This is a genomic window from Paraburkholderia bengalensis (genome assembly GCF_037126505.1).
In the GTDB taxonomy this organism is placed as follows: domain Bacteria; phylum Pseudomonadota; class Gammaproteobacteria; order Burkholderiales; family Burkholderiaceae; genus Paraburkholderia; species Paraburkholderia bengalensis.
This window is the reverse complement of sequence record NZ_JACFYJ010000001.1, coordinates 151,573-174,656: the sequence shown is the minus strand read 5'-3', so window position 1 is coordinate 174,656 and position 23,084 is coordinate 151,573. Positions and strand designations below refer to the sequence as shown.

Sequence of the window (23,084 nt, the reverse complement as noted above, 5' to 3'; positions counted from 1 at the left end):
TTCGCGGAGCCGGCATGCGTTCCTATCCTCTGTTGCCGCGCGTGGCGCTCGGCGTGTTGCCCGCATTGCCGACGCTGTGCGCGCTCATCGGCACGCTGGTGCTGTTTTCGGTGTTCCTGCTCGCGCAGGGCCAGCCCGCCGACGATGCGCTCGTGCTGATCGCGCAAGGCGCATTCGGCTCGTCGTTCGCGTGGCAGAGCACGCTGCTGCGCGCAGCGCCGCTGATGCTCACCGCGCTGTGCGTGGCGTTGCCCGCGCAGGTCGGGCTGATCGTGATCGGCGGCGAGGGCGCGCTAGCGCTCGGCGGGCTTGCGTCGGCAGTGGTGGCGACGCTCATGCCCGCCGCGATGCCGTGGTACATCGCCGCGCTGTTGATGGCGCTTGCGGGCATGATCGCGGGCGGCGTGTGGATCGGCGCGGTCGGCGCGATGCGGCAACTGCGCGGCGTCAACGAGACCATCAGCAGTCTGTTGATGTCGTATATCGCGATTGCGCTGTTCAAGCATCTCGTCGAAGGCCCGTTGCGGGACCCCGCGAGTCTGAACAAGCCCTCTACGCCGCCCATCCCCGACGCGTTCGCCATCGGCTCGCTGCCGGGTCTCGACGTGCATTGGGGGCTGCTGTGGGGCGCGCTGGCATGCGTAGCGGCATGGGTCTTCGTGCGTCACAGCACGCAAGGCTTCGCGATGCGCATCGTGGGCGGCAACAACCATGCGGCGAAGCTCGTCGGCTTGCCCGTCAACCGGCTCGCGATCGCAGCGTGCGCGATGGGCGGCGCGGCGGCGGGTCTGGCGGGCATGTTCGAAGTGGCGGCGGTGCAGGGCAGCGCGAATGCGTCGCTGCTCGCCGGTTACGGGTATGCAGGCATCCTCGTCGCATTCGCGGCGCGTCAAAACCCGCTCGCGATCATTCTGTGCGCGGTGCTGGTCGGCGGGATCGAAGCGAGCGGCTCGCTGTTGCAACGGCGTCTCGGCTTGCCGGATGCGACCGCGCTCGTCCTGCAAGGTCTGCTGTTCGCGAACCTGCTCGCCTGGGAAGCGATGGGCGGCCGCCTCGCGTCGTGGCGCGTCAGATTGCAGGCGATGTCGGTCGCGCGTTCGCCCGTTCGACTGGAGGGCACTCATGTTTGATGCACATTCACCCGTCGCTGTACTGTTGCTGTCGCTGATCGCGGGCGCTATCCGTGTGAGCACACCGTATCTGTTCGTGAGCATCGGCGAATGTCTGACGGAGAAAGGCGGGCGCGTCAATCTCGGACTCGAAGGCATTCTCGTCTCCGGCGCGATGACGGGTTACGCCGCCGCCTATCTGTCGGGCTCGCCGTGGCTCGGCGTGCTCGCCGCCGGCGGCGCGGGATGGCTGCTCGGCGCTGTGCACGGCCTGATATGTTCGCTGCCGCGCGTGTCGGACATTGCATTCGGGATCGCGCTGATGCTGGTCGGCACGGGCCTCGCGTTCTATCTCGGCAAGCCCTTCATCGAACCGCAAGCGCCGATGCTGCCTTCGATCGATTTCGGCGCGTGGGCCTCGTCGCCGCAACTGCATAACGCGCTGCATATCAATCCGCTGTTCATCATCGGCGTCGTGCTGGCGTTCGCGTTGCAGTGGGGATTGCGTCATACGCGCTGGGGCATGGCGCTGCGGCTCGTCGGCGAGAACGCGGAAAGCGCTCGCGCGATGGGCTATCCCATCACGCGCGTGCGCATTCTCGCGACGACCGTCGGCGGCTTTTTTGCGGGCGTGGGCGGCGCGTATCTGTCGCTCGTGTATCCGGGAAGCTGGAACGAAGGCTTGTCGAGCGGACAAGGCCTGATGGCCGTCGCGCTCGTCATCTTCGCGCGCTGGCAGCCGTTGCGGTGCCTGTGGGCCGCGCTGATTTTCGGCGCAGCGGGCGCACTGGGCCCCGCGTTGCAGGCTATCGGCGTGACGAGCGGTTACTACCTGTTCAACGCCGCGCCTTACGTGCTGACGCTCGTCACGATGATCGTCAATTGCCGACCGGACCGCGCGCTGGCAGGCGCGCCCGGCGAACTCAGCCTCACACGTTGAATCTCACCTTCACGGAGCCGAACACATGACCCGCTTCATCGAAGCACGTCCCTATCCGTGGCCTTTTGACGGCAATTTGCGGCCCGACAACACGGCGCTCGTCATCATCGACATGCAGACGGATTTCTGCGGCATCGGTGGTTATGTCGACAAAATGGGCTATGACCTGTCGATGACCCGCGCGCCCATCGTGCCGATCAAAAACGTTCTGACGCTGATGCGGGAGCAGGGCTTCACGATCATCCACACGCGCGAGGGGCACCGGCCGGATCTGTCGGATCTGCCCGCCAACAAGCGCTGGAGAAGCCGGCGCGCGGGAACGAACGGTGTCGGTATCGGCGACGATGGACCGTGCGGCAAGATACTCGTGCGCGGCGAACCTGGCTGGGAAATCATCGATGAACTGAAGCCGATCGAAGGCGAGATCGTCATCGACAAGCCGGGCAAAGGCTCGTTCTGCGCGACCGATCTCGAACTGATCCTGCGCACGCGCGGCATCGTCAACCTGGTGTTGACGGGCATCACGACAGATGTGTGCGTCCACACGACGATGCGCGAAGCCAACGATCGCGGCTTCGAATGCACGATTCTTGCGGACTGCTGCGGCGCGACCGATCAGGGCAACCACGACGCAGCGCTCAACATGGTGCTGATGCAGGGCGGCGTGTTCGGCACGGTATCGGATTCGAAAGCGCTGCTTGCCACGCTCGGAAGCCGGTCATGAACGCTCCCGTCAAAGCGATGAGCGTCGAAGTGCTGGGCGCGACCAAGCGCTTCGGCGCATTCACCGCGCTCGACGACGTGACACTGAAGGTGCGCGCGGGCACCGTGCATGCCCTGCTGGGCGAGAACGGCGCGGGAAAGAGTACGCTCGTGAAAGGGCTCGTCGGCTATGGCGTGCTCGATGACGGCGAGATCATCGCGGATCAGCGGCAGGTGAAGATCGCGTCGCCGCGCGATGCGCAGGCGCTGGGCATCGGCATGGTGTACCAGCATTTCACGCTGGCGGCGGGCTTGTCAGTCGAAGAGAACCTGCTGCTTGCGCGCGGGCGGTTGCCGTGGAAGATCGATTGGCCGAAAGAACGTGCCGCGCTCGACACGTTCATGCGTTCGATGCCGTTTCGTCTGCCGCTCGATGCACCCGTTTCCAGCCTGGCTGCCGGCGAGAAGCAGAAGCTCGAAATCCTGAAACAGCTCTATTTGCAGCAGCGTTTCTTGATTCTGGACGAACCCACGTCCGTGCTCACGCCGCAGGAGGCCGACGAAGTGCTGGGCCTCATGCGCGATCTCGCGACGCGCGGCGAACTGACCGTGCTGATGATCACGCACAAGTTCCGCGAAGTGATGGCTTATGCGGACGATGTCACCGTCTTGCGCAAAGGCGAGCTGGTCGGCACGAGCGCGGTTGCCGATACGAGCCGCGACAGGCTGGCCGCGTGGATGATGGGCGGCGAAACCTTGCAGGACGATCCGGAACTGGCTGCGGCGCGCCCTGCGCGTCGAACGGTGTCGGCGGATGCGCCCGTGCGCCTCGCGCTGTCGCAACTCAGCGTGATCGATGACCGGGGACATACAGCCGTGCGCGATCTGTCGCTGTCGGTACGGTCGGGCGAGATACTCGGCATCGCGGGCGTGTCGGGCAATGGACAGAAGGAACTGATCGAAGCGCTCGTCGGCCAGCGCCGCGTGCACAGCGGCGAAATGCGCATGCATGGTGCGCCGTATCGCGCGACGCGTGAGGAGATGACGCGGCTGCGTGTGTTTGCGTTGCCCGAAGAGCCGCTGCGCAATGCATGCGTGGCGAACATGAGCATCGCGGATAACCTCGCCTTGCGCGACTTCGATCGCACACCGATGAAGCGCCACGGCTGGCTGCTCGATCGTCGGGCAATGCGTGAACGCGCCGAGCGGCTCATCGCCGAATTCAATGTGCGGCCGCCCGTTCCCGCACGCGCGATCGGCACGCTGTCGGGCGGCAATGTGCAGCGCGCCGTGCTCGCGCGTGAGCTGGGGCAAGCGGTCGATGTGCTGATCGTCGCCAATCCCGTGTTCGGGCTGGACTTTGCGTCCGTCGCCGATATTCATGCTCGCATTCTCGCCGCGCGCGATGCGGGCGCGGCCGTGCTGCTCGTCAGCGAAGACCTGGATGAACTGCTGGAACTGGCGGATCGCATCGCGGTGATCGCGGAGGGGCGGCTCGTGCACGAAACGGCTGCGAGCGGCGCGGATCGCGTCGCGCTGGGAAGGCACATGGCGGGCCATGTCGAGAGTGCCGGGCGCGATGTGGGCGCACCCGTCGCCGTTCACGCATAAAGGAGCGAAGAAGAATGAGTTCAAGTGGTCTCGGTGGGTTGAACAAGTCGCCGCAGGGCATCGTCGTGGGTCTCGTGCAGTTGCAAAATCCCGATGTCGCGACGCCGCAGCAACTGGCCGCGCAGACGCGGCGCATCGTCGAACTGATTGGCAAGGCGCGTCGCAACAACCCCGCGATGGATCTCGTCGTGTTCCCCGAATACATGCTGCACGGCCTGTCCATGCGCACCGACGATGCCATCATGTGCTCGCTCGACGGTCCCGAAGTCGCTGCGCTGAAGGCCGCTTGCATCGAGCATCGCATCTGGGGATGTTTTTCCATCATGGAGCGCAATCCGCGCGGCAATCCGTATAACAGCGGCATCATCATCGACGATAAGGGCGAGATTCAGCTTTACTATCGGAAGCTGCATCCGTGGGTGCCCGTCGAGCCGTGGGAACCGGGCAATGTCGGCGTGCCCGTGTGCGTCGGGCCGAAGGGCGCGAAGCTGTCGCTCATCATCTGTCATGACGGCATGTTCCCTGAGATGGCGCGCGAAGCCGCCTACCAGGGCGCGGAGATCATTCTGCGCACAGCAGGCTATACGGCGCCGATCCGTCATGCGTGGAAGATCACCAACCAGTCGAACGCATTCCAGAATCTGGCGCAGACCGCGAGCGTGTGCCTGTGCGGCAGCGACGGCACGTTCGACTCCATGGGCGAAGGCATGTTCTGCGATTTCGACGGCACGGTGATGGTCGAAGGCAGTCACCGTCCCGACGAAATCATCACCTGCGAAATGCGCCCGGACCTGGTGCGCGAAGCGCGCATTCACTGGGGCGTCGAGAACAACATCTACCAGTTCGGGCATCGCGGTTACGTGGCCGTCGAGGGCGGCGCGCAGGATTGCCCTTACACGTTCATGCAGGACATGGTGCGCGGCGAATATCGTTTGCCCTGGGAAGACGAAGTCGTCGTCAAGGACGGGACGTCATGCGGATTTCCGAAACCCGAACGCCGCTACGAGGGCTGACACGATGCCGACTGTCTCGCATGCCCGGCCCTCGCCGTTCACGTTCGATGCATCGCATACGGCGCTGATCGTCATCGACATGCAGCGCGATTTCATCGAGCCGGGCGGCTTTGGTGAGGCGCTTGGCAACGATGTGTCGCTGCTCGCATCGATCGTGCCGGCGGTGGCGCGTCTCATCGAGCATGCGCGCGACAGCAACTGGCTCGTTGTCCACACGCGCGAGTCGCATGCGCCGGATCTGTCGGACTGTCCGGAAGCGAAGCGGCTGCGCGGCGCGCCGAGCGCGCGTATCGGCGATATGGGCCCGATGGGCCGCATTCTCGTGCGCGGCGAGCCGGGCAATGCGATCGTCGATGCCGTTGCGCCCGTGGCGGGCGAAATCGTCATCGACAAGCCGGGCAAGGGCGCGTTCTACGCGACACGTCTCGGCGAAGAACTCGCAGAGCGTGGTATCACGCATCTCGTGTTTGCGGGCGTGACGACGGAAGTCTGCGTACAGACGAGCATGCGCGAAGCCAACGACCGTGGCTACGACTGCGTGTTGATCGAGGACGCCACAGCGAGCTACATACCTGCGTTCAAGGCCGCGACCATCGAGATGATCCGCTCGCAGGGCGGCATCGTCGGATGGACGGCGACGCTTGCTGACATACTGGAGGGCTGATGGAATTGAATCGACCCGACACCGTAGCCGAAGTCGAGCGCGCGTTCATCGCATATGAACGTGCGCTTGTCGATAACGATGTCGAAACCATGAACGCGCTTTTCTGGAACGCGCCGGAGACGGTGCGTTATGGTATCGCTGAAGTGCAGCACGGCGGCGACGTCATCCGGCATTGGCGCGAGACGTGCGCGCCCGTGCCGCGTTCGCGGCGTTTGCATCGCACGGTCGTCACGACGTTCGGCGCGGACTATGCGACCGTGAGCACCGAATTCACGAGCGATGCCACGCACTTGCTCGGCCGTCAGATGCAGACATGGGCGCGCATCGGCGATCCATCGGATATGTTCGAAGGATGGCTGATCGTCGCGGCGCATGTGAGCCTGATCGAAACGCCCTGAAAGAGCCTTTGCGGGAGACACGGAATCAATTCGCCCAAACTCACGGACAGCAACACAGTGCGCTCCATTCACAGCGCCAATCCGCTCGCCGAACAGGTGTATCAGGAGTTGAAGCAGGACATCTTCAGCTTTCGCCTGTTTCCGGGCGACCGCTTTTCTGAAACCGATATCGCCCAATATTACGGCGTGTCCCGCACGCCGATGCGCGATGCGCTGTTCAGGCTGTTGCGCGAAGGCTACCTCGAAGTCGGATTCAGACGTGGCTGGAAGGTGTCCGAGATCAACTTTGCGCAACTCGATCAGCTCTATGACCTGCGGATTGTGCTGGAGACCGCGTCGCTCGACAAACTCGCCACCTCCGCTCCTCCGCATCCGGAGATCGATGCACTGATGGCGATCTGGTGCGTACCGCCCGAGGCACGCGAAAGCGATCCCGTCGCGATGTTCGGCATGGACGAGAACTTCCATCGCGGGCTCGTACGCGCGAGCGGCAACGGTGAGATGCTGCGCGTTCACAACGAAGTGACGGAGCGCATCCGCATCGTGCGTCGGCTGGATTTTCTGAAGCCGCACCGCACCAGCGCGACATACGACGAGCATGCGACGATGCTTCGCTTCATCGATCGGGGCAAGTGCGGAGAAGCGGCGATGCTGTTGCGCGCCCATATCACGCAAAGCAAGCTGGAAGTGCGCAAGATCACCGTGTCGATGCTAACGGAGGCACGCGACCGCAAGCTGCCGTTCGTGGGATGACGCACCGGAATGTAGTGCCGCGCTAACCTCGCGCCGTGGCGCGCCCGCCGATGTGCACCTGGACGGGCGATCGCCCGCTCGCGCAATCGCCAATGCACGCTGTCAGCAGCGACACCGCAGCGACACCGCAGCGTGACTGCTCGTGCAACGCCAGCCTCGCCGTGTCACGTGTTCGTCAAAGCGGTGTCCAGCAATGCCGCCACGACCTGCAGGTTCGGCTCGACAAGCATACTGTCATGGCCGCCGGGTACCTCGGCAGTGACGAGGCCGCGGCGTGCGACTCGCTGCCACAACAGCATCGGGTCGCCATGCTCGTCCAGCCGTGTCGCGGCCCGGACATACAGGATCTGTCCTGCATCGTAAGGGGGCGGCCGGTAGCGGGTCATCGCCAGTACCAACGTTTCGCGCACCTGTCTGAGCACGGGCGGTAATCCTTCCATCGTCGAGTCCGGCCGCAGCCTCATGTGGCCCAGACGCATTCGCACGTGATCGGCTCCAACCAGGAGCCGATCGGCAAGGTAATCTGCCATCCCCGATGCCGGCACCGCGCGCAGCTTGCGCCATTGGCCGCTGATGCGGCCGTAGCATTGGCGCATCCATGCGCTCCACGGCAGCCAGCGTTCATACACGTAAGGGTCGAGCAGGCACAGCAATTCGACCTCCTCGCCCGCATGCCGCAGTTGTTGTGCGATCTCAAACGCGACCAATCCGCCAAACGAATAGCCGGTCACAGAATAGGGACCATTCGGTTGTACCGTGCGCATCTCATTGATGTAGCAGGCAGCCATTTCTTCGACGTGGCGTTGTATCGGTTCGGCGCCGTCGAGGCCGCGTGCCTGCAGTCCAAAGACCGGGCGCGGGCTGCGCAGCGTATGGACCAGCGCCGCGCATTCCATCACCGAGCCGCTCAAGCCATGCACGAGGAAGAGCGGCGTACCCGTTCCTTCGCGCATGGGCACCAGAATCTGCGACGTCGGCTGCGATGCGTCCTGTTCGATGAGCGCAGCGAGGCTGGAGACCGTCGGCGCGATCAGCAGCTTCGCGGGTGCAATCGTGCGGCCTGTGGACAGGCGTATTTCGGCGAGCAGCCTCGCCGCGAGGAGCGAATTGCCGCCCAGTTCGAAGAAGTTGTCTTCGCGACCGATCGGCGCGAAGTCGAACAGTTGCTCCCATAGCGCCAGCAAATGTCGTTCGAGTTGTTCGCGTGACTCGCCGGCGGGTGGCAGCTCGGGAGTCGCGGGTCTGAGCGCGGGATGGTCGCGGATCGCGTCGAGGCATTCAGGGTTGCGCAGCGCTGAGACGTTGGTGGAGGGTAATCCGTTGATCGCATTGAAGGCGGCGCGCTCGGATTGCTTGCCGTTGTGTGTGACGGGCAATGCATGGACCGCGATGATCCGGTCTGGAACGTGCGCGCCCGAGGCGCGGTGTGTGAGATCGCGGCGTATTCGGGCGACCAGTGGGCCCGTAAGCGTGATGCCATCCTGCAAAACCAGCAGCAGTACGATACGCGGCGCAGGTGTTTCCGCGCCCGTATGATCCGCGCGCATATCGCTTTGCCGGTGCTCGACGACCATCGCGTCGCGGATCTCCCGGATATCGTTCAACACGCGATAGATTTCGGCTGGAGCGATCCTGATCCCCCGTACATTCAGTATGCCGTCGGAGCGGCCATGCAGGCGGGCCGTGCCTTCAGTCGAAAACTCAATTAGATCGCCATGCGTCCACACACCTGGATTGCAGGCGAAATAGGCCGCGTGAAAGGCCGTGCCGTCGATATCGCCATAAAAGCCTAGCGGGCGTGACGGAAACGGATTCACGCAGACGAGTTCACCGATTCCCGTGGTGCGCTCTCCCTGATCCCATGCCTGAACGTCGAGTGCAAGGCTCTTGCATTGCGCTTCTCCTGTATAAACCGGCAAGTCGGGATGGCCAAGCACGAAACAGCCGAGGATATCGGTGCCGCCCGAGATCGACTGCAGTGGCAGCGGTTTGACATGATCGCGCACCCAGTCGAACTGCGTGTCGTAGAGCACCGCGCCCGTCGACATGATCGCGCGTAGTGCGCCAAGATCGAACTGCCGCCCTGGCTCGAGGCCCGCGTCCTCGCACATCTTCAGATATGCGGGGCTTGTGCCGAACACCGTCACACGCTCGTTGGCGACGAGTCGCCACAACACATCGATCGTGGAGATGGGTCCATCGTAAGTGACGATTTCGACGCCAGACGCAAGCGCCGATAACTGCCAGTTCCACATCATCCACGCGCAGCTGGTGTGAAAGTACATCCGGTCACCGGGCCGAAGGTCGCTGTGCAGCCGGTGCTCCTTGAGATGCTCGAGCAGGCTGCCGCCTGCACCGTGCACGATGCACTTTGGCTTGCCCGTCGTGCCTGACGAAAACATGATGAAAAGTGGATGATTGAACGGAAAGCGACGCCAAACGAAGCGCGCGGCATCGCTTTCGTCGATGAGTTCGTCAAGTGAATAGCGGGGCAACGTGAGCGTGTCGGGCAGGTCGCGTTTATCACCGGCGCAGACGAGCCCCTGCAGGGAAGGCAGAGCGGCCGCGAGCGCCTCGACTTTTTCTGCCACTGGCATGCCTGTGTCGAAATCGCGCGCCGCGGCATGCGCGAACAGCAGCCGCGGTGCAAGCGGCGCAAAGCGATCGAGAACAGCTTCGACACCCATGTCGGGCGCAGCGGACGAGAACGTTGCGCCGAGCGCGCTCACTGCCAGCGCGGTTACCGTCGCGTCGACGTCGTTACGCATGATGGCCACCACGCGGTCGCCATCGCGCAAGCCCAAGGTCGAAAGAGCGTGTGCAAGGCGCGCTACACGCTCGCGCAGTTCTCCGCGCGTCAGATGCACGCGTCGCCCATCTGCGTAGCATGCGGTGAGCGCAGGTGCATCGGCCGGTGCCACGTCAAGGTTAAGAAGATTCAGGGTGTAGTTAAGCTGAACATTCGGAAAGAAGCACGCATGCTCGCATGCATCCCCGATGCAAACGGGCGCTATGCTGCCGGACACGTCGACCTGAGCCCATTCAATAAAGCACTCCCAGAATGTGCGATAGTCCTTGACGGAATAATCGTGTAATGACTGGTAGTTGTTGAGTACCTTGCCGGTACGCGCCTGTAAAAACTCAGTAAATGCGGTCATTTGCGATGTTGCCGAACGCCGGGACGTGGTGTTATGAATTGGAATTCGCCCTGAGTCGACCGCTGAGTATTGCGGCGCTTCGGAGAAACGGTCTTGATCCACGGAAAGCTCCATCAATATCTTTATTCTTCGAAAATTGAATTCGTCGAACGGAGACGAATGCACCGGGTTTGCGATTGCAGCAGAGCGAGCGTCAAGTGAGATAATTGCCCATTTAATCGCGCAGCGCGTACCGGTGCTGTGAACGCCGCATTTGCTGTGCCTATACGCGAAAGTCGTTATCGTTTATTCGCCGCGATGGTATGAACAAACAAATCAGCGAAAGTCTTTCCGTCTCTCTATTCAGGCGGTGATCTCCCGTGATGCTGCGCCGGGACAGTCAACGGGAAGGCGCGCAAAGCAAGGAAGTCCCGGGTATAAAAGGTGCTCCCTTTCATGGTTGACGTTCTTGCGGTCCGCGGACCGCTTCGAGAGGCAGCCATGGACCGATTGCAAGGCTTCGACCTTATCACTGGCGCGTGGCTTCAACGCGCGCTGATCGCGCTTTTGTCGGTGGTCTGTCTTTCGTGCGGCGGCGGCGGCGGGGGGGGGCGCGGGAGCGGGAGCGAGTGCCGGCGCAGCGGTTCCGTGGGTTGGTACCTGGGCTGTCGCACCAGCCGTCACTAGCGCACAGGGCTTTAACAACCAGACGGTGCGCCAGATCGTGCACAGCAGCATCGGCGGATCTGCCGTGCGCGTGCGGGTGTCGAACCTCTACGGGAGCGACCCGGTCGTGATCGGCAACGTTTATGTCGCCTTGCGCGACAGCAGTCCCAATAGCGGTCCCACTACGGTCTCCAGCAGCAACAGAACGGTGACGTTCGGAGGCCAACAAGGCGTGACGCTGGCCGCCGGTGCGTCGATTGCAAGCGACCCGGTTCCGTTCGACGTGCCGCCGCTCGCGGATGTTGCCGTCAGCCTGTATTTGCCCGGCAAGACGCCATCGCATCCGACGGGTCACGACAGCTCGCTACAGGACGTTTATGTCGCGCAGGGCAACGTCGGCGCCGATTCGGCCTTCAAGGGCTTCACGACGAATCCCAGTGGCCAGGCTTATTATTTTCTGACGAACGTCGATGTCCAGAATGCGCAGGCAAGGGGCGCGGTGGTGGCGTTCGGCGCGTCTATCACCGACGGGCGCGCGTCCAGCAGCAACGCTAATCGCCGCTGGACGAACGATCTTGCCGTGCGCCTGTCCGACGCTCACATGGCGGTCGGTGTGCTGAACGAGGGAATTGGCGGCAACAACTTTTTCACCGATGACGGAGGTGAAGCCGGCGTCAAACGCTTTGATCGCGACGCGTTGGACCAGCCGGATGTGAAGTGGATCATCGTCTCCGACGATGCCGTCAACAACCTCAACTCCTCGACACCCGCCAGCGCACAGGATCTGATGGGCGCGTTCCAACAGTTGATTGCCCGTGCGCATCGAGTCAACGTCAAGGTTATCTGCTCGACGTTGACACCGTTTCGCGGCACGCCGTTCTGGACGCCTGCGATTGAAACTGCACGCGAACAGGTCAACGCGTTCGTGCTGAGCCCGTCGAGCGGCTGCGATGCAGTGCTGGACCAGGCTCGCGCCCTGAGCGATCCCGCTGATCGGGCCTCCTTCCTGCCGGCGTTTAACAGCGGCGATAACCTGCATCCGAACGATGCGGGCATGCAGGCGATCGCGGGCGCATTGGATCTCAAGAGCCTCCAGTGATCAGCTTGGCACGTCGCTGACGCCTGTGTTGCAATACGTGTCTGCGCAACCTCGTGGCGATGATGCCCGGACAGGAGAAGGAAGATGATCGATGGACTGGTGGGCGGGCGCCTGTACGGCGAGGCTCAGATTGGCACTGGGCAAAACGGCAAACGGTACGTGACGTGCAAGGTGCGGGCAACCACCAATGATGGCGATACGATTTTCGTCAACGTGATCGCGTTCGACGATGAGGTGCAAACCGCATTGCTCGCGCTGTCTGACGCAGAAAGCGTCGCGCTGAGCGGGGCGTTGACCCCGAAGGTATGGACGGACAAGAATGGCCTGACCAAGCCCGCGATGGATATGGTCGCGCACAGGGTCATGACGGCTCATCAGGAACGCCGCAAGGGTGATGCCTGATGTGCTGTTTGATGCCTGTCACTCGCACACTTCGTCAAACCCGGCGAATCTTGCGAAGCGATCAACCGGCTCGCGAGGCATGTCGAGCCGGTTGACGACAGAAAAATCGTCCGCATAACCGAGAGACATGCCGCAAACCACTTCGTGACCCGGTTCGATCTGAAGATGGTTTGCAATGACGGACTGGTAGCGCACGAACGAGACCTGCGGGCATGTATCGAGTCCTCGTGCACGCGCGGCAATCATGATGGTTTGAAGGAATAGCCCGTAATCCAGCCAGCTGTATTTCTGCAGAGAGGCATCGATCGTGAAGATCATGCCGACGGGGGCGCCGAAGAAATCGAAGTTTCTGCCCGTAGCCCGTGCGCGCGCATCCATGTCTTTTCTGTCGATGCCGAGTGCGCCGTAATAGCGCACCCCGAAATCTTCCTGCCTCGACCTGAACGAATCCGGCAAGGGTTCCGGCAGGTGTCGTAGCGGCGGATGGGTTTCATCGGCGTGTGCGCAGGCTAGCGCATCGCCAAGCTGCTTTTTGATGCGACCGCCGAGCACGTGGACGCGCCAAGGTTGCGTGTTCGAATTACTGGGTGCAGTGCGTGCCACATCGAGAATCGCAACGATGTCCTCTTTCAATACCGCGTCGGGGCGAAAGACGCGAACGGCTGTCCTCGATCGGATAATGGAGTCGATAATAGAGGCATGCAGATTCATTTACCGGTCTCCACGGCTTTGGATATGTCAAAGCAATGATGACACGGGCCAGGGACACTCTGCGGTGAAATAGCTGCAAGACCAAATTGCAGCGGATAGGATTGACCCGCGTCCAACCCGCGCAATCGCGACATGCGGATCACGACACGCAGACATCGCGCCTATAGAACTGCCTCCGCCACCAGCTGCAATGCGGGCGCGAGTTTCAGATACACCTCCGGCCGTTCGAGCGCGTAGGTCAGATTGCGTTGCGCGATCTGCACGTGTTCTGTGGCGAGCGATTGCGCTCGCGTGCCTTCTCCGCGTTCCATCGCCTGCACCAGGCTGTGATGCTGCTGATGCGCCATGAAGAGCCATTGACGGCCTTCCTCGATGGCTGACTGCATCGGCAGCATCGCGCTGGCCGCGGCGAACGGCAGGCGGTTGTTCATTTCGATTGCGCGGATCAGGGCCGCATTGCCCGATCCCTCGACGATCAGCTTGTGAAACCGGTTGTTCATGTCCGTGTACGCAGCGTAATCGTCGAGATCGAGTTCCGACTTGGCGAGCAGACGGTCGCCCGCGCGCAGACACTCGTTCAATCCATTCGACAACTGGCGCGGCACGCCATGCTCGCTAACCAGTCGGGCGGCCATGCCTTCGAGATGTCCGCGCACGGCAATCGCATCGGCGATCTCTGCGGCAGTGATGCGCCGCATCACATAGCCGCCTGCCGGCGACGGTTCGACGAGACCTTCCTGTTCGAGCGTCGTGAGCGCGAGACGAACGGGCGTACGCGACGCCTGCAGCCGCTCCGCCAGCGCGACCTCACCGAGCCGCTCCCCCGGGGCGAATTCGCCCTTTAGGATCAGGTCGCGCAGATACACCAACACACGTTCTTGCTGGGATTCCATTTCGTTCTCCGGCTGCCTTGGCGGCAGAGATGACATCGCTACTTGTGCACCTGATTGTAGTGCATTGGCGGGCTGATCGGCATGAATTGCTCGCTACTTGTACAGCACGTGTTCGTCACTGTATGCAGAGCGACATTCTTTGCGCAGCGTGAACCAAAATATTATGCCAGGTATAAATCCCTATCGTCTAAAAAATAGTGCATTAAATCAATACGATAAGCCGACGAGAAATCAGATTTAGGGCGCTGTTCCGGCGCCCGCACGACCACGCGTTGCATACAGGCATTGCGTATATGGATTCTGCGTCCTATTCTTCGTCCTCATCAGCGCAAGGTTTGCATACATACACCCTGCGCCTGCATTCATTGAAACCGGAGGCAAACCATGATGAGTTCGCAGCAAAACGACACGATCACGCGCGTTGGCAAGGGGACGCCCGCCGGGCAGCTTCTGCGCAATTACTGGCAGCCCGTCGCGCTGGTCGAGGAACTGCCCGCGCAGCGTCCCGTCCGCGCGGTGCGGTTGATGGGCCAGGACTTCGTCGTGTTCAAGGACGAGCAGGGGCGCTACGGCATGCTCGATCGCGACTGCCCGCATCGCGGCGCGGACCTCGCGGCCGGTCGTCTCGAAGCGGGCGGTCTGCGCTGCGCTTTCCACGGCTGGCTGTTCGACGTCGATGGACACTGCCTGTCGACGCCGGGCGAACCCGTCGGCAGCACGCTTTGCAAGAAGGTGCGGCAGAGCGCATATCCCGTGGTCGAGCGCAGCGGCATCCTGTTCGCGTACATCGGCGGGGGAGAGCCGCCCGCGTTTCCGAACTTCGACTGCTTCGCCGCGCCGTCCGAGTACACCTTCGCGTTCAAGGGGCTGTTCGAGTGCAACTGGCTGCAGGCGCTCGAAGTCGGCATCGACCCGGCGCACGCGTCGTTTCTGCATCGCTTCTTCGAAGACGAGGACGTGAGCGAGAGCTACGGCAAGCAGTTTCGCGGGGCGTCGGCGGATTCGGATATGCCTGTCACCAAGGTGCTGCGCGAATTCGAATCACCGGAAATTCTCGTCAGTCCGGCCGACTACGGGCTTCGCCTGATCGCAAAACGTCCGCTAAACGACACGCAGACCCACGTGCGCGTGACCAACGTCGTGTTCCCGCAGGCGTTCGTGATTCCGATGAGCGCGGAAATGACGATCACGCAATGGCACGTGCCCGTCGATGACGAAAACTGCTACTGGTGCGCGATTTTCACGAGCTTCGGCGCGCCGACCGACAAGGCGCAGATGCGCGAGCAGCGGCTCGAACTGTACGAACTGCCGGACTACACGTCGCGCAAGAACAAGCGCAACCACTACGGCTTCGACGCCGACGAGCAGCAGAGCCAGACCTACACCGGCATGGGTTTCGACATCAACGTGCACGATCAGTGGGCCGTCGAATCGCAAGGCGCGATCCAGGACCGGACGCGCGAGCACCTGGGCACGACCGACAAGGGCATCATCGCGTACCGGCGTCTGCTCGTCGATGCAATCGAGAAGACGCAGGCGGGCGAGAAGACACTGATGATGATCGACGCACAGCAGGCAGCACATCTGACGGGCCCGGCGTCGATCGACGGCATTGGCCCCGCCGAAGGCTGGGACGACTACTGGAGAGCCTCCGACGTGAAGCGTCGCGAAGCCGCGCCCTGGCCCGCACCGAAAGCCTGACGACGAATCCCGCAACCACAATGGAGCGCGCGGCCGTCGAGCGGCCGCGCGAAGCAACATGTCATTTGTCGAAACCCACGGCCTGTGGACAGACGATCAGCACAGGGCGTATGGCGCATTGCTGGAACGGTTGAAAGAAAGCGACGTACAGGTGGTGCGTTTTTCGTTTCCCGATCAGCACGGCCAGCTGCGCGGCAAGACCCTCGTCGTCGACGAGGCGATGCGGGCGTTCAAGAGCGGTGTCACGCTGACGAGCACGCTGCTCGCCAAAGATACGTCGCATCGCACGGTGTTTCCCGTGTTTACGGCGGGCGGCGGCTTCGATATGCCCGAAATGCAGGGCGCCTGCGACACGCTGATGGTCGCCGATCCGACAACCTTCCGCGTGCTGCCGTGGGCGCCGCATACGGGCTGGGTCTTGTGCGACGTGTACTTCGCGAACGGCCGGCCCGTGCCGTTCGCGACACGCCATCTGTTCCGGCGCGCGCTGGAGCAGCTCGGCAATTACGGCTTCCAATTCATGTCTGGCCTCGAAGTCGAGTTTCATGTGTTCAAGATCACCGATCCGAACATGAAGCCCGAGCATTCGGGACAGCCCGGCATTCCGCCCGATATCGAATTGCTATCGCATGGTTATCAGTATCTGACGGAGTTGCGCTACGACGCTGTCGATAGCGTGATGGAAATGCTCAGGCGCGGCATCGACGGACTCGCGCTGCCCGTGCGCTCGCTCGAAGTCGAATACGGCCCGAGCCAGTTCGAGTTCACGTTCGCACCGACCAAAGGCATGAAAAGCGCCGACGACATGATTCTGTTTCGCAGCGCCGTGAAGCAGATTTGCCAGCGCAACGGCTATCACGCGACCTTCATGTGCCGTCCGCGCATTCCGAACGTGGTGTCGAGCGGGTGGCATCTGCATCAGTCGCTCGTGCATGCCGCTGACAGCACGAACGCATTCATGCCGACTGATGCGGGCGCGCCACTTTCCATCACCGGCCAGCGCTATCTCGCAGGATTGCTCGCGCATGCGCAGGGCGCGACGGCCTTGTCCACGCCGACCATCAACGGCTATCGCCGCTACCGGCCGTACTCGAATGCGCCCGATCGCGCGAACTGGGGCTGCGATAACCGCGGCGTGATGCTGCGCGTGCTGGGCGGTCCCAACGATTGCGCGACGCGCGTCGAAAACCGCGTCGGTGAGCCGACGGCGAATCCCTATCTGTACTTCGGCTCACAGGTGTTGTCGGGTCTCGACGGACTGCGGCGCAAGCTCGAACTGCCGGCGTCGGCGGATACGCCCTACGAAACGCACGCAGACGCGCTGCCTCGCACGTTGAGCGACGCCATCGCCGCGCTGCGCGCCGACGAATGTCTGCGCGAAGGCTTCGGCAGTGCGTTCGTCGATTACTTCTGCAAGCTCAAGCAGGCGGAGATCGACCGCTTCAACCTGGAAGTGACCGAGTGGGAACACCGGGAGTATTTCGAAACGTTCTGATGGCGTTCCCATCAAGGAGTGAAGTCATGCCTATCGTCACCTACATTCTGCGCGACGGCGAGCGCCGCACCATCGACGTGAGCGCCGGCACCAGCGTAATGGAAGCCGCGATTCACCACAACGTGCGCGGCATCGATGCCGAATGCGGCGGCTGCCTGTCGTGCGCGACCTGTCATGTGTATATCGACGAATCGTCGACGGCCGAGTTGCCGATACCCGACGAATCGGAACTGGAACTGCTCGACGGCGTGGCCGCCGGGCGCCGCCCCGAAAGCCGCCTGAGCTGCCAGCTCGTCGTGATGCCCGCGATGAACGGACTCGTCGTGCAGATTCCGCCGCGCCAGGGATGACATCATGAAACGCACGCTGGTGATTGTCGGCGCGTCGTATGCGGGCGTTCAGCTTGCCGCATGCGCGCGCGAACTCGGCTTCGACGGCCGTATCCTGCTGCTCGGCGACGAGCCCGACGCGCCATATCAACGGCCGCCGTTGTCAAAGGGCTTCTTGACGGGCAGTTATGCCGAAGCGCGTTTGCCGCTGCGCTCGCAGGCGTTTTTCGACGAAGAGAAGATCGAGCGGATGCCCGCGACGCGCGCGACCCGCATCGACCGCGAGCGGCGCGAGATCGAACTGCACGACGGCTCGCGCATCGCGTACGACCATCTCGCGCTGACGACGGGCGCGCGCGTGCGCAAGCTCGATTGTCCAGGCGCGACGCTCGATGCCGTTCACTATCTTCGCGATCTGCGCGATGCGAGGCGGCTTGCAGCGAGCGCGCGTTCGGCAAGGCGTGCCGTGGTGATCGGCGGCGGTTATATCGGCCTCGAAGCGGCTGCGTCGCTGCGTCAACAGGGACTCGACGTGACCGTCGTCGAGACTGAGCCGCGCCTGCTGGCGCGCGTCGCGTCGCCGTGGATTTCGGAGTTCATGCTGCGCGCTCACGTCGAGCGCGGCGTTGCGTTTGAACTGGGCCGCAGGGTGGTCGCGCTGCACGACGCCTATGGCATCGTGTCCGTCGAACTGGACGACGGCACGCGCGTGCTCTGCGACCTTGTGGTGGTCGGTATCGGCGTGATTCCCAACACCGAACTCGCCGTGAACTGCGGACTGCACGTGGAAGGCGGCATTACCGTCGATGCCTGCGCGCGCGCGTCCGATCCGCTGATCGTCGCGGCGGGCGATTGTGCATCGTTCGTTCCGCACTGGGCACCGCCCGACGCGCGGGCATGCCGCATCGAGTCCGTGCAGAACGCAAACGATATGGCCAGGACGGCGGCGGCGTCGGTTCTTGGCCGGTCGGAGCCGTATCGCGCGATTCCTTGGTTCTGGTCCGATCAATACGACCTGAAGCTGCAGATGGCGGGCGTGAACGCGGGCTTCACCGACTTCGCAGTGCGTGGCTGCGCCGACGACAGGAAGTGCTCGCTCTTCTACTTCCGCGACAAGACGCTGATTGCTGTCGACAGCATCAACCGGCCGCAGGATCACATGCTTGCGCGCAAGCTGCTCGCCAGCGGCGTGCAAGTGTGGGCGGACGAAGTGCGGGACCCTGCTTTCGATCTCAAGGCGTTGGCGAGCCGCGATTCGCAAGCCGCTCGGGGAGTCGCATGATGGGTGATGAAACGCACGATCGACCTCTCGTCGGCGTGGTGTGCGACCGCTTCTTTGCCGGCGAACACGACCTGCACAGCGCGAAGCACAGCTATGTCCGCGCGCTGATGTCGGGCGCAAACGTCAGCCCCGTGCTGATTCCCGCCACGCGTGATGTGGACGCGTTCGACGCGTATCTCGATGCCGTGAGCGGATTGCTGTTTCCGGGCGGCGCGTCGAATGTCGAAGCGCACCGTTATCGCGGACAAGCAAGCGCCGACATGCTCGTTGATCCCGACCGCGATCACACGGCGCTCGCGTTGATGCAGGCCGCAGCCTCGCGCGGCATGCCTGTCCTCGCGATCTGCCGCGGCTTTCAGGAGATGAACGTTGCTTTCGGCGGCACGCTGCATACGGATATCCACGCGTGCGGACATTCGGAAGATCACCTCGAAGATCCTTCGGAAGATCTGCACACGCGCTATCGCTATCGCCACGACGTCGAACTCGCGCCAACGGGCATGCTCGCGACGCTCGCCCACGCGCAGCGCGTTCGTGTGAATTCGCTGCATCGTCAGGGCGTGGCGAAGCTCGCGCCACGGCTGGTCGTCGAAGCGCGCGCATCGGACGGATTGATCGAAGCGTATCGACTCGACGGACACCCATTTGCGCTCGGCGTGCAGTGGCATCCCGAAGTGATGCTGGAAGACGATGCATTGTCGCGCGCGATGTTTGCGGCATTCGGCTCGCATTGCCGCCGCCACAGGCGCGCGAACACAACACGCGACACTACCCGCAGCCGCACATCAAAGGGCGTTGAACCATGTCAGCAGACCGCATCGACCTGAACCTGTTGCGCGTGTTCGACGCGATTTTCGAAGACCGCAATCTCGGTCTGGCGGGCAAGCGTCTGCATCTGAGCCAGTCCGCCATCAGCCATGCGCTCGCGCGGATGCGCGAGGTGCTCGGCGACGATCTGTTCGTGCGCACAGGCAAGGGCATGGAGCCGACCCTGCGCGCGATCGGCATGGCCGCGCACGTGCGCGGCGCGCTGCAGCAGATCCGCGCCGCGCTCGGCGTCGATGCATTCGATCCGCGCGTTGCGCAACGCAAGTTCGTAGTGGCGGCGAACGACTACATCACGCTGCTGGTGCTGGGGCGTCTGAGTCAGCGTCTGCATGCAGAGGCGCCACTCGTCGATCTGGTCGTGCGGCCGTCGACGCGCCTCGATCTCGCGGGGCAGATCGACGTAGGCCGGATCGACGTGGCGATCGGCATTTTCGCGGATGTGCCGACGCGTTTCCGCTCGACGACGCTCTGGGAGCAGACCGACGTCATGCTGCTTCATCGCGATCACCCGATCGCCGACCGGCCGCTCACGCGCGACGACTTGCTTGTTCATCCGATGATCGCGATCTCGCAGGGCGGAGAGGAAGAGGGGGCAGTGAGCGGCTTTATCGTCGAGCGGGGGCTCGCGCGGCAATCGGAAATGTTCAATCGTGATGCCCTCAACCGCGCCTTTGCCGATGCCGCCGACATGCCGCGCATGCGCATGTCGGTCGCGCACTCGCTCGCGATTCCCGCGCTGCTGCGTCACAGTGACATGCTGGCGCTCGTGCCGTCGTCGCTCGGCCGTGAACTGGAGCGCTATGGCGAACTGAAAATGCGCGCGACACCGTATGAATGTCCCAACGTCGCCGTGCGCGCCGTATGGCATGAACGCAACGACGCCGATCCGGCGTTGCAATGGCTGCGCAATCAACTCGCCGATGTCGCGCGGCAGGTGCGAAGCAGCTGATCGATTCCGTTCAAGATCGGTATGCAGACAATTCACCGTGGGCTCGAGTCACGCACGTTCGCGCGAACTTCATCGAAATAGCTGGGAAAAAGCGGCTTTTTGAGCCTAACCGTGAACATCGCACGATGCTTCTGCTTCTTGCGGCATACGTGCGCGCGACGTTCGCGTGATTCGCCGGGTTGTTGGCGATATTTGACGCTCTTAATCTGGGCTGCGATGACCGGTGAGACACGCAGCGTGCGCTGACGTGGCGGCGCCGGCAGTTCAATCCCATTAGTGAGGATGCAATGGAAGAGACAAGGACTGTCGATGTACAAGCGCTCATCAATGAGCACCCGTTTTCGCGTTTTCAGTGGCTCGTGTTCGCGATGTGTTTCGTGATCGTATTGATGGATGGCTTCGATACGGCGGCGATCGGCTTCATTGCGCCTTCGCTGTTGTCGGAGTGGCATAGCGGCAAGGCGGCGCTTGCACCCGTGCTCAGTGCCGCGCTATTCGGACTCGCGTCCGGCGCATTGCTGTCAGGCCCGCTGTCGGACCGTTGCGGGCGGCGCGTCGTACTGACTGTGTCGGTGCTGCTGTTCGGCGTGTCGTGTTTTGCGTCCGCGTTTGCGCAGAATTTGTCGGAACTGACGACATTGCGCTTCGTCACGGGCATTGGACTCGGCGCCGCGATGCCGAACGCTGTCACGTTGATGAGCGAGTTCAGCCCGGACGGGCGGCGCGCAACCATCGTCAATCTGATGTTCTGCGGCTTTCCGTTGGGCGCTGCATTCGGCGGCTTTCTCGCTGCCTGGATGATTCCGCAGTTCGGTTGGCGCAGTGTGCTGCTGCTCGGCGGCGCGGTGCCGATGCTGCTTGCCGTCGTGCTCGCGTTGCGCTTGCCCGAGTCGATCCGTTACATGGTGTCGAAGCAGAAGCCAACGGAGAAGATTCGCAACGTGCTTGTGCGTATCAGCGCTGACGCGCAATTTGCTCACGCCTTCGTCTTGCAGGAAGGTGTGAAGCGCACAAAAGAAGAAAGCAAGGGCGGCATTCGAATCGTGCTGTCACGCTCGTTCATTGTAGGTTCCGTGATGCTGTGGCTGTGCTACTTCATGGGACTCGTCATTTTCTATGGACTCGTCAACTGGATGCCCGTTCTGCTCAAGGATGCGGGGCTCACGCCGCAACGCGCCGCACTCGTGTCCGCACTGTTTCCGCTAGGCGGCGCGGGAACTGTGTTGTGCGGCATGCTGATGGACCGCTTCAATCCCAATCGCGTGGTGGCGGCAGCGTATGCGTTCGGTGCAGTCGCCGTGTATGCGATCGGTCAATCGGTCGGCAATATCGGTCTGCTGATGTGCGCGGTGTTCATCGCCGGCGTGCTCGTGAATACCGCGCAGGCGTCGATGCCCGCGCTGGCGGCAGCGTTCTACCCAACGGCCGGTCGCGGAACGGGGGTTGCGTGGATGCTCGGCGTGGGCCGCTTCGGCGGCATCACGGGCTCGTTTCTGGTCGCGGAGTTGACGCGGCAGCAGGTCAGTCTGCCGGGCATTTTCACGGTCGTCGCGATTGCGGGCACGGTATCGTGCGTGGCGCTGATGATCAAGCAGGCGGTGAGTTACAATGAAGCAGTATCCGATCTGCCAGACGGCGAATCGCTTGCGCACTGAAAACGGCTAAACGATTTCTATCGAGCACTGGAAGCCTCATGTGAGGCTCCCAGTGCTTTTGCCTGTCATTGAACGGGCGGTTTGACGTCGTATGCAATGCGCCCCGATGGCAAGAAGAACAACGCGATCACGGCACCGCCTTTTGCCTCCGGAAAATGGTGGCTGCCCGGCGCGGGCGCGGTCCAGCCGCCATAACACCATCCGTTGGGTCCGGCGAGTGCCGCACCTTCGTTGAGCGGCACGACAAGATTGAACTCGCCATAAGGATGCGAGTGATAGTCGCCGCGAAACGCGTTGTCAGGATTGCCCTGCGTGTTGGCGGTGCTGTCCATCAACACGGCCGTGATGCTGAAATAGAACGTTTCTGCAGCGGGCGCGACGAGTCGGGCGCGTCGGTACTTTGGGCCGGCGATCTCGACATCGGCTGCCCAACCTTCCTCCACGCCACGCGTAATGAGGCGCGCGAGCTCCTGATAGAGCTCGCTATCGACGCCATATTTCGTGTTCAGCCATTGCTCTACTTCCGTGCCCGTCGTCATGTTTTTCACTTCGGCGAGGAAGGGCAGGCAACGCGCGACAAGCTGATCTTTGGTGCTGGAATTGGGGGATTCGGACATTTCGCTATCTCCTGAGTGTGATGGCCCTGCACGTCGTCGTCGCGTAACGCGTGCGTCGATGTGCGTGGTGGCGATCTCAAGATGCCATAGCAAAGTCAATCGAAGAAGCGAAACTCCTGCAAATCAATGA

Annotated in this window: 21 protein-coding genes; 17 read left to right on the top strand and 4 right to left on the bottom strand. The window is 62.6% G+C overall.

All coding sequences use genetic code 11. The features are described 5' to 3' along the window. Window positions 1-14: 14 nt before the first annotated feature. From H3V53_RS00810 to H3V53_RS00775, 8 genes are read left to right on the top strand one after another with little or no spacing between them, the layout of a single operon-like run. Window positions 15-1,130: an ABC transporter permease gene (locus tag H3V53_RS00810; protein ID WP_336596271.1), complete on the top strand. Its 1,116-nt coding sequence runs from the start codon at window positions 15-17 to the stop codon at window positions 1,128-1,130. Next, window positions 1,123-2,049, top strand: coding sequence for an ABC transporter permease (locus H3V53_RS00805; protein WP_336596270.1), 927 nt, complete (start codon window positions 1,123-1,125; stop codon window positions 2,047-2,049). Before H3V53_RS00810 ends, H3V53_RS00805 begins: the two co-directional genes overlap by 8 nt. Before the next feature lie 25 nt (window positions 2,050-2,074). Further along, window positions 2,075-2,773, top strand: a complete 699-nt coding sequence (gene biuH / locus H3V53_RS00800) for a biuret amidohydrolase (RefSeq protein ID WP_336596269.1) — start codon at window positions 2,075-2,077, stop codon at window positions 2,771-2,773. Next, on the top strand, window positions 2,770-4,362 hold the full coding sequence (locus tag H3V53_RS00795) for an ABC transporter ATP-binding protein (RefSeq protein ID WP_336596268.1): 1,593 nt from the start codon (window positions 2,770-2,772) through the stop codon (window positions 4,360-4,362). Before biuH ends, H3V53_RS00795 begins: the two co-directional genes overlap by 4 nt. 14 nt (window positions 4,363-4,376) lie before the next feature. Then, a complete protein-coding gene (locus H3V53_RS00790) occupies window positions 4,377-5,375 on the top strand; it encodes a formamidase (protein ID WP_336596267.1) in 999 nt (332 codons plus the stop codon). Window positions 5,376-5,379: 4 nt separating this feature from the next. Next, window positions 5,380-6,039 carry a cysteine hydrolase family protein gene (locus tag H3V53_RS00785; protein WP_336596266.1) on the top strand — a complete coding sequence of 220 codons (660 nt, stop codon included), beginning with the start codon at window positions 5,380-5,382 and terminating at the stop codon, window positions 6,037-6,039. Beyond that, entirely contained in the window at window positions 6,039-6,437 is a 399-nt protein-coding gene (hpxZ, locus tag H3V53_RS00780) for an oxalurate catabolism protein HpxZ (protein ID WP_336596265.1), read from the top strand. Before H3V53_RS00785 ends, hpxZ begins: the two co-directional genes overlap by 1 nt. Before the next feature lie 57 nt (window positions 6,438-6,494). Continuing rightward, window positions 6,495-7,190, top strand: coding sequence for a GntR family transcriptional regulator (locus H3V53_RS00775; protein ID WP_336596264.1), 696 nt, complete (start codon window positions 6,495-6,497; stop codon window positions 7,188-7,190). A 164-nt stretch (window positions 7,191-7,354) separates the two neighbouring features. On the opposite strand, the gene H3V53_RS00770 is transcribed toward H3V53_RS00775, so the two are convergent. Then, window positions 7,355-10,462, bottom strand: coding sequence for an acetoacetate--CoA ligase (locus H3V53_RS00770; RefSeq protein ID WP_336596263.1), 3,108 nt, complete (start codon window positions 10,460-10,462; stop codon window positions 7,355-7,357). A gap of 577 nt (window positions 10,463-11,039) precedes the next feature. Here H3V53_RS00770 and H3V53_RS00765 point away from each other — a divergent pair. Further along, window positions 11,040-12,092 carry a GDSL-type esterase/lipase family protein gene (locus H3V53_RS00765; RefSeq protein WP_336596262.1) on the top strand — a complete coding sequence of 351 codons (1,053 nt, stop codon included), beginning with the start codon at window positions 11,040-11,042 and terminating at the stop codon, window positions 12,090-12,092. Window positions 12,093-12,176: 84 nt separating this feature from the next. Then, window positions 12,177-12,494 (top strand): single-stranded DNA-binding protein, encoded by a 318-nt coding sequence (locus tag H3V53_RS00760; RefSeq protein ID WP_336596261.1) that lies wholly within the window; start codon window positions 12,177-12,179, stop codon window positions 12,492-12,494. Between the two features lie 18 nt (window positions 12,495-12,512). On the opposite strand, the gene H3V53_RS00755 is transcribed toward H3V53_RS00760, so the two are convergent. Together H3V53_RS00755 and H3V53_RS00750 are read right to left on the bottom strand one after the other, a co-directional pair. Then, window positions 12,513-13,205, bottom strand: a complete 693-nt coding sequence (locus H3V53_RS00755) for a nitroreductase (protein ID WP_336596260.1) — start codon at window positions 13,203-13,205, stop codon at window positions 12,513-12,515. A 161-nt stretch (window positions 13,206-13,366) separates the two neighbouring features. After that, window positions 13,367-14,098, bottom strand: a complete 732-nt coding sequence (locus H3V53_RS00750) for a GntR family transcriptional regulator (RefSeq protein WP_054925929.1) — start codon at window positions 14,096-14,098, stop codon at window positions 13,367-13,369. 384 nt (window positions 14,099-14,482) lie between these two features. On the opposite strand from H3V53_RS00750, the gene H3V53_RS00745 reads away from it, so the two are divergent. The 7 genes from H3V53_RS00745 (at window position 14,483) to H3V53_RS00715 (ending at window position 22,337) form a co-directional block, all read left to right on the top strand. Beyond that, window positions 14,483-15,799, top strand: coding sequence for an aromatic ring-hydroxylating dioxygenase subunit alpha (locus tag H3V53_RS00745; protein ID WP_336596259.1), 1,317 nt, complete (start codon window positions 14,483-14,485; stop codon window positions 15,797-15,799). Window positions 15,800-15,857: 58 nt separating this feature from the next. Then, window positions 15,858-17,294: a glutamine synthetase family protein gene (locus H3V53_RS00740; RefSeq protein WP_336596258.1), complete on the top strand. Its 1,437-nt coding sequence runs from the start codon at window positions 15,858-15,860 to the stop codon at window positions 17,292-17,294. A gap of 26 nt (window positions 17,295-17,320) precedes the next feature. Continuing rightward, on the top strand, window positions 17,321-17,644 hold the full coding sequence (locus H3V53_RS00735) for a 2Fe-2S iron-sulfur cluster-binding protein (protein ID WP_336596257.1): 324 nt from the start codon (window positions 17,321-17,323) through the stop codon (window positions 17,642-17,644). Between the two features lie 4 nt (window positions 17,645-17,648). Further along, the gene (locus H3V53_RS00730) at window positions 17,649-18,905 is read left to right on the top strand and encodes an NAD(P)/FAD-dependent oxidoreductase (protein ID WP_336596256.1); all 1,257 of its coding nucleotides are present in this window, start codon (window positions 17,649-17,651) and stop codon (window positions 18,903-18,905) included. Further along, window positions 18,902-19,732 carry a gamma-glutamyl-gamma-aminobutyrate hydrolase family protein gene (locus H3V53_RS00725; protein WP_336596255.1) on the top strand — a complete coding sequence of 277 codons (831 nt, stop codon included), beginning with the start codon at window positions 18,902-18,904 and terminating at the stop codon, window positions 19,730-19,732. Before H3V53_RS00730 ends, H3V53_RS00725 begins: the two co-directional genes overlap by 4 nt. Continuing rightward, complete coding sequence (locus tag H3V53_RS00720; RefSeq protein WP_336596254.1) at window positions 19,708-20,682, top strand: LysR family transcriptional regulator; 975 nt, start codon at window positions 19,708-19,710, stop codon at window positions 20,680-20,682. The genes H3V53_RS00725 and H3V53_RS00720 overlap by 25 nt, the downstream gene beginning before the upstream one ends. 287 nt (window positions 20,683-20,969) lie before the next feature. After that, complete coding sequence (locus H3V53_RS00715; RefSeq protein ID WP_336596253.1) at window positions 20,970-22,337, top strand: MFS transporter; 1,368 nt, start codon at window positions 20,970-20,972, stop codon at window positions 22,335-22,337. A 65-nt stretch (window positions 22,338-22,402) separates the two neighbouring features. Here the strand turns inward: H3V53_RS00715 and H3V53_RS00710 are convergent, their stop codons facing one another. Then, the gene (locus H3V53_RS00710) at window positions 22,403-22,954 is read right to left on the bottom strand and encodes a 4-hydroxylaminobenzoate lyase (protein WP_336596252.1); all 552 of its coding nucleotides are present in this window, start codon (window positions 22,952-22,954) and stop codon (window positions 22,403-22,405) included. Between the last annotated feature and the right edge of the window lie 130 nt (window positions 22,955-23,084).